The sequence below is a fragment of the Saccharothrix sp. genome (assembly GCF_031180885.1).
In the GTDB taxonomy this organism is placed as follows: domain Bacteria; phylum Actinomycetota; class Actinomycetes; order Mycobacteriales; family Pseudonocardiaceae; genus Actinosynnema.
The window spans coordinates 87,114-99,998 of the sequence record NZ_JAPSLK010000028.1 but is presented as its reverse complement, the minus strand read 5'-3'; the positions used below and the strand labels follow the sequence as shown (position 1 = coordinate 99,998).

Below are 12,885 nucleotides of genomic sequence, written 5' to 3'. Positions count from 1 at the left end.
GTCCGGCGATGCCACCGGGTCCGGTGACACCACCCCCCGGATCATGCCTTCGACTGGGGGCGTCAGTCATGCCGGACCCGGCGACCACAGCTCCTTGATCAGGAACTACGAAAAAGGTAACGGGGGGACACCGACCGGGCCAACCACTCGCGCTGCCGTAGCGCTGGAGTAGCGCCAGATTGGCGCTATGGCGACGATCCAGGTGCGACCGCGGTGGGGGTGGTGCTGCGCAAGCGGATCACCGAGTCGATCTGCCACGCGCCCCGCCTGATCGACGCCGAGGTCGGCGACGTGCTCAGGCGAGCCGTCCGACGCAAGGAGATCACCGAGGAGACCGCGTGGACCGGCCTGGTGGCGTTGGAAGGTCTTATCGACCACCGTCACTCCCATGTCGGCCCGGTCACCAAGCACGCTTGGGGGCTTGACACGGTCCGGTTCTACGACGCCCTGTACGTCGCCCTCGCGACCGCGCTGGAAGTCCCGCTGCTGACCCACGGACGTCAAGCTGTCCAAGGCGCCCGGGTTGACCTGCGGGGTCGAGCTGGTCGCCTGACCACGCGGGGTCGGCGGTCAGACTTCGGCTTCCAGCATCTCCGCCGTGACCGCCGACTCCGTGTCCGGCATCCCCAGTTCCCGCGCCCGCTTGTCCGCCATCGCCAGCAGCCGCCGGATCCGCCCCGCGACCGCGTCCTTGGTCATCTGCGGGTCCGAGAGCTGGCCCAGCTCCTCCAAAGACGCCTGCCGGTGCGCCAACCGCAAAGCCCCAGCCGCCGCCAAGTGGTCCGGAGCCTCGGGACCGAGGATCTCCAGAGCGCGCTGCACGCGGGCAGCCGCCGCGACCGCCGCACGCGCCGAACGGCGCAGGTTGGCGTCGTCGAAGTTGGCCAGGCGGTTCGCCGTGGCGCGGACCTCGCGGCGCATCCGGCGTTCCTCCCAGGCCAACACGCTGTCGTGCGCGCCCAGGCGGGTCAGCATCGCGCCGATGGCGTCGCCGTCCCTTATCACCACCCGCTCCGCGCCCCGGACCTCCCGGGACTTCGAGCCGATGCCCATCCGCCTCGCCGCGCCGACCAGGGCCAGGGCCGCCTCGGGACCGGGGCAGGTGACCTCCATCGAGGACGACCGGCCCGGCTCGGTCAGCGACCCGTGCGCCAGGAACGCCCCGCGCCACGCCGCCTCCGCGTCGCACACCCCACCGGACACCACCGGCGCGGGCAGACCCCGCACGGGACGGCCGCGCGGGTCCAGCAGACCGGTCTGGCGGGCCAGGCCCTCGCCGTCCTTGACCACCCGCACCACGAACCGGGTGCCCTTGCGCAGGCCGCTGGAGGTGATGGTGAAGACGTCGGACTGGTGGCCGAACAGGTCGTGGATCTCGCGGCGCAGCCTCCGCGCGGTGGAACCGAGGTCCAGTTCGGCCTCCACCACGACCCGCCCGCCGACGATGTGCAGGCCGCCCGCGAACCGCAGCAGCGACGCGACCTCGGCCCGCCGGCAGCACGTCTTGGAGACGGCCAGCCTGCTCAGCTCGTCCTTGACCGCGGACGTCATCGCCACGGCGCATCGCCTCCCCTGGTCTCGCGTTGTTCCACCAGCGTTGTACTCGACGCCTCGCCGGGCCCCGCAAGCAGGCCGTCCAACGCCCGGCGAATGCTCAACGCGAGCGCGGCCGGGTCGTGGCGGTCGGGTGAACCGGCCAGGGCGATCGGCGACAGGTGCGCCGCGGCCCCGAGAGCTGCGGCGGCGCGGCGCAGGCGGTCCGGCACGGGCACCGCGTCGACGTCCGCGATGACGGCGTCGACGCGCAGATCCGGGGCGTGCGCGCACAGCACGTCCAGGTGCAGCTCCGGGGAGAACCCGGCGGTTTCCCCCGGTTGGGGGACGAGGTTGAGCACGACGACCTTCTTCGCCGACGTCCGGGTCAGCGCCTCGTGCAGGGACGGCACCAGCAGGTGCGGCAGCACGCTGGTGAACCACGACCCCGGCCCGAGCAGCACGACGTCGGCGTCCAGCACGGCCTGCACCGCCTCCGGGCACCCCTGCGGCGGCTCGCCCGGGCCGCCCGGTCCGTGCAGGCGGATGCGCTGCACCCGACCGGGGGTGGTGGCGATCGCGACCTGGCCGCGGATGCGCCGGACCACGTCGGCGTCCTCGTCCAGCCCGGTCACGTCCGCCTCGATCTCCAGCGGCTCGGTGCACATGGGCAGCACCCGCCCGCGCACGCCCAGGAGCTTGCCCGCCTCGGTCAGCACGGCCACCGGGTCGCCCAGCTGCTCCAGCAGCCCCGCCAGGACCAGGTTGCCGATCGCGTGCCCGGCCAACGCGCCCGTGCCGCCGAACCGGTGCTGGAACAGCTCCGCCCACAACCTGCCTGCGCCCTCGGTGTCGGCCAGCGCGACCATCGCCTTGCGCAGGTCGCCCGGCGGGAGCAGACCCAGTTCACGGCGCAGCCGGCCGGACGACCCGCCGTCGTCGGCGACCGTCACCACCGCGGTCACCTCGTCGGTGACCCGCCGCAGGGCGGTGAGCGTGACGTGCAAGCCGCGCCCACCGCCTAGTGCCACTGCCTTCAAGCTCACTCGCGTCCCAGGTCCCGGTGCACGACCTTCACGGCCATGCCGTCCTCGGCGGCCAGCCGCGACGCCAGCTCCTCGGAGATGGCGACGCTGCGGTGCTTGCCGCCCGTGCAGCCCACGGCCAGCGTGAGGTAGCGCTTGCCCTCGCGCCGGTAGCCCGCGCCGATCAGGCGCAGCAGCTCGTGGTAGCGGTCCAGGAACTCCTCCGCGCCCTCCTGGGTGAGCACGTAGTTGCGCACGTCCCCGTCCAGGCCGGTCTGCTCGCGCAGCTCCGGGATCCAGAACGGGTTGGGCAGGAACCGGACGTCCATGACCAGGTCGGAGTCCATCGGCAGGCCGTACTTGTAGCCGAAGGACAGCACGGTGACCCGGGTCCGGGTGGCCGACTCGCTGCCGAACGTGTCCTCGATCTTGGCGCGCAACTGGTGCACGGAAAGCGCCGAGGTGTCCAGCACCAGGTCCGCTTCCTCGCGCAGCGGCGTGAGCAGGACCCGCTCGGCCTCGATGCCGTCCTGCAGCCGCCCGTCGGCCTGGAGCGGGTGGCCGCGGCGCACCGACTCGAACCGGCGGATCAGCACGTCGTCGGTGGCCTCCAGGAACAGCACCTTCGGCTTGTAGCCGCGGGCGTCCAGGTCCTTGATGACCGCCGCCAGGTCGTCGGTGAACGCGCGGCTGCGCACGTCCATGACGACCGCGACCCTGGTGATGGCCCCCCGCGCCTGCGCGCCCAGCTCCACCATCGTCGCGATCAGCTCGGGCGGCAGGTTGTCCACCACGAACCAGCCCAGGTCCTCCAGGCACTTCGCGGCGGTGGACCGGCCCGCTCCCGACAGGCCCGTCACCACCGCGACCTCGATGCCGGACTTCTCGCCGGCCTGTGCGCTCACGATTGCTCCCCTTCGGTACCGGCCGCGCTCAGCGTCGCGTGCACGGCCTCCGCGGTGCGCCTGCCCACACCAGGCACCCCGCTGATCTCCTCGATGCTCGCCTCACGGAGTTTCTTCAGTGAGCCGAAGTGCTTGAGCAGCGCCGCTTTCCGCGTCTGCCCGAGACCCGGCACGTCGTCCAGTGCCGAGGTCGTCATGCGCTTGGACCGCTTCTGGCGGTGGTAGGCGATCGCGAACCGGTGCGCCTCGTCGCGGACCCGTTGCAGCAGGTAGAGCGCTTCGCTGGTGCGCGGCAGGATGACCGGGTCCGGCTCGCCCGGCACCCACACCTCCTCCAGCCGCTTGGCCAGGCCGACCACGGCCACGTCGGTGATGCCCAGCTCGGCCAGCACGTCACTGGCGGCCTGGGCCTGCGGCGCGCCGCCGTCGACCACGAGCAGGTTGGGCGCGTAGGCGAACTTGCGCGGCTTGCCGGTCTCCGGGTCGATGCCCGGCAGCGGCCCGTCCTGCTTGGTCTCCCGCAGGTAGGCCTGGAACCGGCGGCGCACCACCTCGGCGATGGACGCCACGTCCCCCTGGTCCGCCCCCTCGCGGACGGCGAAGCGCCGGTACTCGGACTTGCGCGCCAGGCCGTCCTCGAAGACGACCAGCGAGGCCACCACGTCCGTGCCCTGGACGTGGCTGATGTCGGTGCACTCGATGCGCAGCGGCGCGGAGTCCAGGCCGAGGGCGTCCTGGAGTTCCTGGAGGGCGGCGGACCGGGCCGTGAGGTCGCCCGCGCGCTTGAGCTTGTGCTGCTGGAACGCCTCCTTGGCGTTGCGCTCGACGGTCTCCATCAGCGCCCGCTTGTCCCCGCGCTGCGGCACCCGCAGCACGACCTTCCCGCCCCGGAGGTCGGTGAGCCAGCGCTCGACCGCGGCGGCGTCGTCGGGCAGTTCCGGCACCAGCACCTCGCGCGGCACCGGAGCCGACTCGATGCCGCTGGCCTGCGCGGACTCGACCTGCTCGCCGTAGAACTGGGTGACGAACTGGTCCACCAGGTCGGCGACGGACGTCTCGTCCACCTTGTCCACGACCCACCCGCGCTGGCCCCGGACGCGCCCGCCGCGGACGTGGAAGACCTGGACGGAGACCTCCAGGTCGTCCTGGGCGAAGGCGACGACGTCGGCGTCCGTGCCGTCCCCGAGCACGACGGCCTGCTTCTCGAGGGCGCGCTTGAGGGCGGACAGGTCGTCGCGGAGGCGGGCGGCCTTCTCGAACTCCAGTTCCTCGGCGGCGGCGGTCATCTCCTTGTCGAGCTTGCGGACCATCGCGTCGGTCTTGCCGGCGAGGAAGTCGCAGAAGTCCTCGACGATGTCCCGGTGTTCTTCTTGGGTGACCTTGCCGACGCAGGGCGCGGAGCACTTGTCGATGTAGCCGAGCAGGCAGGGCCGCCCGATCTGGTTGTGCCGCTTGAACACGCCCGCGGAGCAGGTGCGGGCGGGGAAGACGCGGAGGAGGAGGTCGAGGGTTTCCCGGATGGCCCAGGCGTGGGCGTAGGGGCCGAAGTAGCGGACGCCCTTGCGGCGCGGGCCGCGGTAGACGTGGAGGCGGGGGAAGTCCTCGTTCAGGGTGACCGCGAGGACGGGGTAGGTCTTGTCGTCCCGGTAGCGGACGTTGAAGCGGGGGTCGAACTCCTTGATCCAGTTGTACTCGAGCTGGAGCGCCTCGACCTCGGTGGTGACGACCGTCCACTCGACACCGGCCGCGGTGGTCACCATCTGCCGGGTGCGCGGGTGCAACCCGGCGACGTCGGCGAAGTACGAGTTCAACCGCGACCGCAGGCTCTTGGCCTTGCCGACGTAGATGACACGCCGGTTGGCGTCGCGGAACTTGTACACGCCGGGGGCGTCGGGGATGGAGCCTGTCGCGGGGCGATAGGTCGACGGGTCGGCCACCCGACAAGCCTACGTGCGCCCACCGACAGTGAGACGCGCGCCCAACCCCTGTCCAGGGCTATGTGAAGGCGATCCACATCACGACGGGCACGTCGACGCGATCTTGGTCCTGGAGCAGCAGGTAGGTGACCATGCCCTAGCCGGCACCGAACGCGAGCTGCCGTACCGCCCCATCGGGGTTGTCCGGGTTGATCGGGCTGCCCGCTCAGGGACGAGGGACAGGACCTCGAACGCTTCGGCCAGGGCGGCGAGCCCCTCCGCCGGAAGCGCGTCGATCTGCGCTTGTGCGCGAGCATCGACGTTGAGCGTGTACCCCACCGAAAAGCCGCTCCTGGATCGCGGTGCTCAGAGGCCCAACTTCACCTTGAGTTCGTCCCAGGACGCGCTACCGGCAGGCGGCCGGCCGGTGCGCCGGACCTCCGCGATGGTGGCCAGAGTGCGGCGGCGCCCCTCGGGGTCCTGTTCGGTCATCAGGGCCACCCGCCGCCATGCGCGCAGCACGTGGCGCAGTCGTCGAGGCGCAACGTTTTGCGGGCGGCGACGAGCGCGGCGTCGTAGGCGGCGTCGAAGTCCGGGGCCTCTTCGGGCAGCAGGGCGGCGCGGATGTCTTCGGGCGAGGGGAACTTCTCCGCCGCGACCTCATCGCCCACCCATTCCGGCGTGGGCTCCAGGCGATCGACATCCGCGCCGCTCACCGTCGACCGGTGCGGCTCGGGGAGGCGCTCGACAGGAGAGGCCATGCCGACACGATATCCCCAGCCGTCCTCACCTGTCGGCACCTGTCGTCAGTTGTCGGCACCTGCCGTCAGGCCAGGACGACCTGGTCGCCCTGGACCTTCACCGCGACCGTCTTCAGGCCCGACGTCGCCGGCCCCTTCTTCACGGCGCCGTCGGACGCCGAGAACTGGCTGCCGTGGTTCGGGCACGTGATGGTGCCGCCGGACGGGGCCGCGACCGTCGTCCCCGCGTGCGGGCAGGCCGCGTCGAACGCCTTCACGGTCGAACCCGATCGAGTGACGACCAGGCTCTTGCCGCCCGCCTCCACGACGACGCCGCCGCCGTCGGGGACCTCGGACAGGGCCACGATGCCCTCGGAACCGCCCGAACCGCCGGTGGTCGTGGGCGCCGAGCCGCCAGTGGTGCCGGTGTTCGGGGTGCCGGTGTTCGGGGTGCCGGTGTTCGGGGTGCCGGTGTTGCCGGGGGTGCTCGCCGTGCCGCACGCGGCCAGGCCGCCGGGTACCGCGAGCGCCACCAGGACTCCGCACAGCATCGAACGGCGGGACAGGACGGGGTTGTCGGTGGTGGTCAAAACCGGTCCTCCGGGTGGTGGGTCGTCGTTCGGTCTCTACCGCAATACGACACCACGGGACGCGGGGTTCAACGCTGTCGAGAAGCTGTCGAGACGCTGTCAAGCCAGCGTCAGGCCAGCACGACGTCCTGACCGGTCACCCGGACGGGTACCTCCCTCAACCCCTTCTCCGCCGGACCCGACAGCACCGCGCCCGACGACGGGTCGAACGTCGACCGGTGCGTCGGGCAGGTGATGACGCCCGCGGTGGGCGGGTTGACGACCGTGCCCTGGTGCGGGCAGGCCGGGTTGAACGCGCGAACGGACGCACCCGACCGCACCAGCAGCAACTGGCCGTCCGCACCCACCGGCACCAGCGCGCCCGAACCGTCGGGCACGTCCGCGAGACCGGCGACGCGCTCCCCCGCACGGGCGGAGCCGACGCCGGGCGCGCGGGTCGGGCCGGCCGCGCAGCCGGTCAGGGCGAGCAGTCCGCACACCAGCAGTGTCCTGCGTTCCACCCGCCCATCATCACAAACCGACCGTCAGCGGTCCGACGCGGTCGCCGTGCGGGCCAGCGCGAGGACCGCGGTGAACGGCGGGAACCAGTGCCGGGAGTGCGACGGCGGGTTCGCCCACCGGAGGGAGCCGTAGCGGGTCATCGTCGGCGGCAGGGCGATGCGCTGCGGCGAGCGGACGAACTGGACCTCGGGCGGCGCCTTCAGGTGCGTGGGCAGCAAGGCGACGAGTTCGGCGAGGAACACCCAGTGCTCCCGGGGTCCGGGTATGACGGTGACCGGCCCGGCCAGCATCCGGGCCTTGAGGTCGGCCAGCACGCGCGAGCCGATCCGCGCGGGCATCGCCAGTGCGGTGGTGGCGGGGCCCAGCGGCAGGAACACGCCCTGTTCGGTGACGGACACCTTCCAGCCCAGCAGCCGGTAACCCGCGATGGCCTCGCCGAGCGCCTGCTGGTGCGCACGGTCACGGGGCGGCCCGAGACGCGGTGTGGTGTCAGCATTGGTTGAGGCGGTGATGCTCATCGTGGAGGTCCCTCCCCGGTCGGGTGGAGCGGGCGGTGACCCGAGGCCGGGGGTCGTCCCGGTCCCGGACCACATCCCGCAGGGTGGGCGCATATACCGCCGGCCACCACACCCCTTCCGGGTTGATCCCATGCACCGGACGCATCAAGTGGATGCACCACCCGGCCTCACCTGGGCCGCGCAGGAGGCCCCACCCCCGTTTATGCACGAAATGAATGGACTACCGATCACATGCCGATAGACTGTCGACCACGCTCAGTGACGGGAGCGAGCCGATGGAACCGAAAGCTCGGAGAGCATCCAGTACCAGGCGCGCTTGCCCGTTGTGCGGAGCGGTGATCGCCGCCGACAACACAGACCGGCTCTGCCACCGGTGTCGGCGCAACTCGCGTACCGAGCTGTACGGCCCGCCCGAGGTCCCGGCCGACTTCTGGGACCACGAGGTGATGGTCGCCGCCTTCACCGACCGGGACATGGGAGCGGTCCTCGCCGCTTACCGCCGCCACCCGCACCACGTCAGCCGCGTCACCCAGGACCGCATGGCGTCGTGGCTGGGGATCAGCCAGGCCCAGCTGTCGCGGTACGAGACCGGGGACAACCCGATCGACCGGATCGAGAAGCTGCGCCAGTTCGCGCGGGCGCTGCGCATCCCCGGTGACCGGCTGTGGTTCGACCGCGTCGGTGTCCCAAGCCAGGCGGGTCCCGCCGACCACGGCGCCCCGCCCGATGTGCTCGCCGCGGCGTGGGACGCGTCGAGCATTGCCAGATCGGTCGAGGAGACGGCGAGGAGCGACTTGGCGATCAGCAGACGAGCGGCGCTCACCGGAGCAGCCGCGGTGGCGATGGGTCCCGCCCTGGTCGAACCGCTGCAGCGGTGGCTCCACCCCCTCCAGCCCCTGACCCGGTGGTCGTCGAGCGCGGCGATCAGCGAGGAGGAGCTGGCCGCGTTGCAGCGCGTCGCGGACGGGCTGCGCGGGTGGGGTGGACGAGGCGGGTACGGGCTGGCGCGCAAGGCGGTGCTCGGGCAGTTGGAGGAACTGGCCGAGCGGCTGTCGCGGGCGCCCGCGGGCCCCACCACGGAACGCGCGTTCTTCATCGGCGCGGAGCTGTCCAAGGTGGCGGCGAGCATGTCGTGGGACGCCGGTATGCACGACGCCGCGCAGCGGTACTACGTGCTCGGCATCCGGATGGCGAAAGCGGGCCGCAACGACCCGTTCGCCGCGCTGTGCCTGGCGGCCATGGCGCGGCAGATGTTCGACCTCGGGCGGCCCGAGGACGGGCTCGAGCTGGTGCAGTTGGGCCAGTACGGGACGCGGCGCAGCGCGACGCCGACTTTAGAAGCACTCCTGCGGACGAGGGAGGCGTGGGCGTACGCGCAGATGGGCCGCGTGCGCGAGTTCCACCGCGCGGTGGGCCAGGCGCAGGACAGCTTCGCGCAGCGCAGGCCGGGCGCGGAGCCGTGGTGGCTGGACAGCTTCGACGAGGCGGAGCTGGAGGGCGTGATCGGCGCCAGGATGCGCGACCTGGCCGGACACGACCCGCGCCAGGCGCCCCAGGCGGAGCGGCACATCCGCCGCGCGCTGTCCCTGCGCGACCCGTCCCGGGTGCGCAACCGGGCGTTCGACGTCATCGGCCTGGCCCGCACGCGCATGGTCGCGGACGAGCCGGAAGAGGCGTGCGCCCTGATCAACCAGGTGCTGCCCACGGCGGCGGGCCTGGCCTCCGGGCGGGTCGTGCGCAAGCTGCACGACTTCGCGAAGGAAGCCGAGCGCCACCGCGACCTCCCGGTGGTGCGGGAGACGCGCGACGCGATTCGCGGGGTGCGAACGGCTTGATGCGCGTGGGTGTCACCGGGCACAGCAACCTCGTGCCCGAATGCGTCGACGTCGTGCGGGCGGCGATCCGCTCGGCGCTCCGCGAGGCGTTGGACGCCGAGGCGGCGGGCGGGTCGTCCCTGGTCGGGGTGACCTGCCTGGCGCCGGGCGCGGACCAGCTGTTCGCGCGGGTGGTGTTGGAGCTGGGCGGCCGGGTCGAGGTCGTGCTGCCCGCGATCGACTACCGGGACAGGCTCAAGCCGGCGAAGCGGGCGGAGTACGACGAGCTGCTGGCGCGGGCGCACGTGGTGAGCGTGCTGCCGAACGAGCTGTCGGGGCGGCACGCCTACGTCATGGCGAACGAGCGGATGCTGGCGTCGGTGGAGCTGCTGATCGCGGTGTGGGACGGGAACCCGCCGGACGGTCGGGGCGGGACGGCCGACGTGGTCGAGACGGCCCGGGCGTCCGGGGTGCCGGTGGTCGTGGTGTGGCCGGAGGGCGCCCGCCGGAAGGGTTGAGGACGGGAGTCGTCCTCGATCGGTGGGAGACTCCGGGCATGTTGGAGACCTCGGCCCGGCTGCTGAAGTTGTTGTCGCTGCTCCAGGTCCGCCGGGACTGGACCGGGGCGGACCTCGCCGACCGGCTCGGGGTCGACGTGCGGACGGTGCGGCGGGACGTCGACAAGCTGCGCAGCCTCGGGTACCCGGTCAACTCCGTGCCCGGGGTGTCCGGCGGGTACCAGCTCGGCGCCGGGGCCGAGCTGCCGCCGCTGCTGCTCGACGACGACGAGGCGGTCGCCGTGGCGGTCGGGTTGCGGACCGCCGCGAACGGGACCGTCACGGGGATCGAGGAGACGTCGGTCCGGGCGTTGGCCAAGTTGGAGCAGGTGCTGCCGTCCCGGCTGCGGCGGCGGGTCAACGCGTTGCAGGAGCACACCATCTCGCTAACGCCGTCGGTGGCGACCGTGGACTCCGCGACCTTGACGGCCATCGCCGGGGCCTGCCGGGACCACCAGCGGTTGCGGTTCCCGTACGCCGGGCGGGACGGGGACAGCAAGCGGCACGTGGAGCCGTTGGGGTTGGCGCACACCGGGCGGCGCTGGTACCTGGTGGCCTGGGACGTGGATCGCCAGGACTGGCGGACGTTCCGGGTGGACCGGATCGTCGAGGAGCCGACGTTGGGCGCTCGGTTCGTGCCGCGCGATCCGCCTGACGAGGACCTGGCGTCTTACGTGTCCCGGCAGCTGACGGTCGCGCCGTACACGTACAAGGCCGAGTTGATCATGCACGCGCCGATCGAGGAGGTCGAGCGGCGGACGTCCAAGACCTCCGTGCACCTGGAGGCGTTGGACGGCGGGCGGACGTTGCTGACGGCGGGGTCGCCGTCGTTGGAGGAACTCGGGCTGTGGATCGGGTTGATCGGGGTGGACTTCGAGGTGGTCTCGCCGCCGGAACTCGCCGAGCACCTGCGGGTGCTCGGCGAGCGGTTCCTCAACGCGGCTAGCTCCGTTGGCAGGCCAGGCGGTACGCCGCCGCCCCGATGAGTTCCAGGGACACCTGGAGGCGTTCGGGGCTGACGTTCAGCTCGATGGTGTCCTCGGGCGTGTGGTAGAGCGGTTCCAGCTGGTGGGGGCCGCCCTCGCCGCGCCAGGAGAAGTTCGCGGCGGCGATCTTGCGCTCGTGGAAGGGCACGTGGTCGCTGCTGCCGCGCGCGACGGGCCCGTGCACCTGGGAGCCGTAGCCGAGGCGGGCGGCGGCCGCGGCGACCTCGCGGGTGGTGGCGTTGTCGCCGCCGTCGACCGACAGCAGCCAGTACGCGGTGGCGGGGCCGTGGCTGGTGGCGACCATGTCGTTCTGGAACACGCCGGCGATGCGGGCGGCGTCGGGGTCGGTGAGCTGGTTGACGTAGTAGCGGGAGCCGAGCAGGCCCTGCTCCTCGGAGCCCCACAGGGCGAAGCGGAGGGCCTTGTGGGTGGGCAGGTGGCGCAGGACGCGGGCCAGTTCGAGCGCGAGCACGGTGCCGCTGCCGTCGTCGTTCGCGCCGGGCGAGCCGGGGACGCTGTCGTAGTGCGCGGTCACCATGACGACGTCGTCGCCGCCGAAGGTGCCGGGGCGTTCGGCGAGGACGTTGTACGAGGTCAAATTGGGGTGGTGGGTGGTGGCCACGGTGATCGTGGCGGGCTTGGCCGCGCGCAGGCGCTCGACGTGGACCTGGGCGATGCCGAGGACGGGCACGGCGACGGTCGCGGTGAGGGCGGGCGAGAACGCGCTGGTCTTGCCGGCCGGAGGGGTGGACACGCGGCCGATGAGCACGGCCTTCGCGCCGCGGGCGACGGCGTCGAGGGCGGCGGTGGAGCCGGCGGGGACGTTGACCAGCAGGACGACCTGGCCGGTGAGGTCGGCGGGCAGGGCGGAGCCGTTGTCGAGGTCCAGCAGCGGGCCGGTGGCGGAGGTGTTGAGCGCGCCGAAGCGGGAGGCGGCGGCGTTCCAGACGGCGCCGTCGGGCAGGGTGAGGGTGGAGAGGTACTTGTCGGGGACGGTGAACGGCTGGAGTTCCACCTGGTAGCGGAGCTTGCGGAGGACGTCCGCGATGTAGTCGCGGGCGCGGTGCTCGGACTCGGTGCCGCCGATGCGCTGGCCGATGCCGTCGCTGAGCACCTTGAGGTGCTCCAGCGCCCGGCGGGCCCGCACCCGGGCCACGACGGGGAAGTCACCCAGGTCCAGCTCCGGCGCCGCGGACGCACCGGGCCGCTGGGCGTTGGCGGCGGGGTTGAGCCCCAGGGTGACGGCTCCCGCCGCCGCCACGGCACCAGCCAGCACAGACCGTCTACGCATTTTGCAGCCCCCTCGGTTCGGGTCGGTCACCTGAACCTAGGCAGGGCGGGGGTAGGCGGGAAGAGTCCCGATGGCGGACAGGTGGCGGCCATCGGGACCACGACGATCAGCGGGTTGCCCGGCCTCCGGCCCCCGGTTCCATGATCTCACGGGGGTACGACAATCCCGGTTGAAGCGCCCCGGGGCTCATTGTCCCAGCGAGGTACGACAAGGCCGGCGGTCGGCGGACACGGCCGAGCCTGCCGACCCAAGCCGCGCCGAACCAGCCGACCGCCGCCGGGGGCCGGCCGAGCACCGCCCGACCAGCCGACCACCGCCGAGCCGGCCAACAGCCGCCGAGCCGGCCAAGCACCGCGAGCCGGCTAACCGGGCATCGCGGGGCCGGCCGAGCGCCGCCGAATCAGGCAGCCGGGCCGGCCGAGCACCGCCCGACCTGCCGACCGCCGCCCAACCAGGCAGCCGAGCCCCGCCAGGCCGGCCGGGTACCGCCAGGCCGGCCGGGTACCGCC

11 protein-coding genes and 1 pseudogene are annotated in these 12,885 nt (G+C 72.5%); 3 read left to right on the top strand and 9 right to left on the bottom strand.

The genetic code is table 11. The features are described from left to right. Positions 1-570 precede the first annotated feature (570 nt). The 8 genes and pseudogenes from whiA to RIN75_RS27120 form a co-directional block, all read right to left on the bottom strand. The gene (gene whiA / locus RIN75_RS27155) at positions 571-1,557 is read right to left on the bottom strand and encodes a DNA-binding protein WhiA (protein ID WP_121227983.1); all 987 of its coding nucleotides are present in this window, start codon (positions 1,555-1,557) and stop codon (positions 571-573) included. Continuing rightward, the gene (gene yvcK, locus RIN75_RS27150) at positions 1,548-2,573 is read right to left on the bottom strand and encodes a uridine diphosphate-N-acetylglucosamine-binding protein YvcK (protein ID WP_309114865.1); all 1,026 of its coding nucleotides are present in this window, start codon (positions 2,571-2,573) and stop codon (positions 1,548-1,550) included. Before yvcK ends, whiA begins: the two co-directional genes overlap by 10 nt. A 2-nt stretch (positions 2,574-2,575) precedes the next feature. Then, the gene (rapZ, locus tag RIN75_RS27145; RefSeq protein ID WP_375296029.1) at positions 2,576-3,433 is read right to left on the bottom strand and encodes an RNase adapter RapZ; all 858 of its coding nucleotides are present in this window, start codon (positions 3,431-3,433) and stop codon (positions 2,576-2,578) included. A 26-nt stretch (positions 3,434-3,459) separates the two neighbouring features. Continuing rightward, positions 3,460-5,400 carry an excinuclease ABC subunit UvrC gene (gene uvrC / locus RIN75_RS27140; RefSeq protein WP_309114858.1) on the bottom strand — a complete coding sequence of 647 codons (1,941 nt, stop codon included), beginning with the start codon at positions 5,398-5,400 and terminating at the stop codon, positions 3,460-3,462. A 345-nt stretch (positions 5,401-5,745) separates the two neighbouring features. Further along, positions 5,746-6,140 (bottom strand): annotated as a pseudogene (locus RIN75_RS27135) (DUF6247 family protein). 65 nt (positions 6,141-6,205) lie between these two features. Beyond that, the gene (locus RIN75_RS27130) at positions 6,206-6,709 is read right to left on the bottom strand and encodes a Rieske (2Fe-2S) protein (protein WP_309114857.1); all 504 of its coding nucleotides are present in this window, start codon (positions 6,707-6,709) and stop codon (positions 6,206-6,208) included. 110 nt (positions 6,710-6,819) lie between these two features. After that, positions 6,820-7,209 carry a Rieske (2Fe-2S) protein gene (locus RIN75_RS27125; RefSeq protein ID WP_309114856.1) on the bottom strand — a complete coding sequence of 130 codons (390 nt, stop codon included), beginning with the start codon at positions 7,207-7,209 and terminating at the stop codon, positions 6,820-6,822. Between the two features lie 24 nt (positions 7,210-7,233). After that, positions 7,234-7,728 carry a hypothetical protein gene (locus RIN75_RS27120; RefSeq protein WP_309114855.1) on the bottom strand — a complete coding sequence of 165 codons (495 nt, stop codon included), beginning with the start codon at positions 7,726-7,728 and terminating at the stop codon, positions 7,234-7,236. A 335-nt stretch (positions 7,729-8,063) separates the two neighbouring features. On the opposite strand from RIN75_RS27120, the gene RIN75_RS27115 reads away from it, so the two are divergent. Genes RIN75_RS27115 through RIN75_RS27105 form a run of 3 tightly spaced genes read left to right on the top strand, consistent with a single transcriptional unit; the run spans position 8,064 to position 11,085 of the window. After that, positions 8,064-9,563 carry a helix-turn-helix transcriptional regulator gene (locus RIN75_RS27115; RefSeq protein WP_309114854.1) on the top strand — a complete coding sequence of 500 codons (1,500 nt, stop codon included), beginning with the start codon at positions 8,064-8,066 and terminating at the stop codon, positions 9,561-9,563. Then, complete coding sequence (locus RIN75_RS27110; protein WP_309114853.1) at positions 9,563-10,060, top strand: hypothetical protein; 498 nt, start codon at positions 9,563-9,565, stop codon at positions 10,058-10,060. The genes RIN75_RS27115 and RIN75_RS27110 overlap by 1 nt, the downstream gene beginning before the upstream one ends. A gap of 38 nt (positions 10,061-10,098) precedes the next feature. After that, positions 10,099-11,085, top strand: a complete 987-nt coding sequence (locus RIN75_RS27105) for a YafY family protein (RefSeq protein ID WP_309114852.1) — start codon at positions 10,099-10,101, stop codon at positions 11,083-11,085. Here RIN75_RS27105 and RIN75_RS27100 read toward each other — a convergent pair. Beyond that, positions 11,042-12,376, bottom strand: a complete 1,335-nt coding sequence (locus tag RIN75_RS27100) for a M28 family peptidase (protein WP_309114851.1) — start codon at positions 12,374-12,376, stop codon at positions 11,042-11,044. The genes RIN75_RS27105 and RIN75_RS27100 overlap by 44 nt on opposite strands. Between the last annotated feature and the right edge of the window lie 509 nt (positions 12,377-12,885).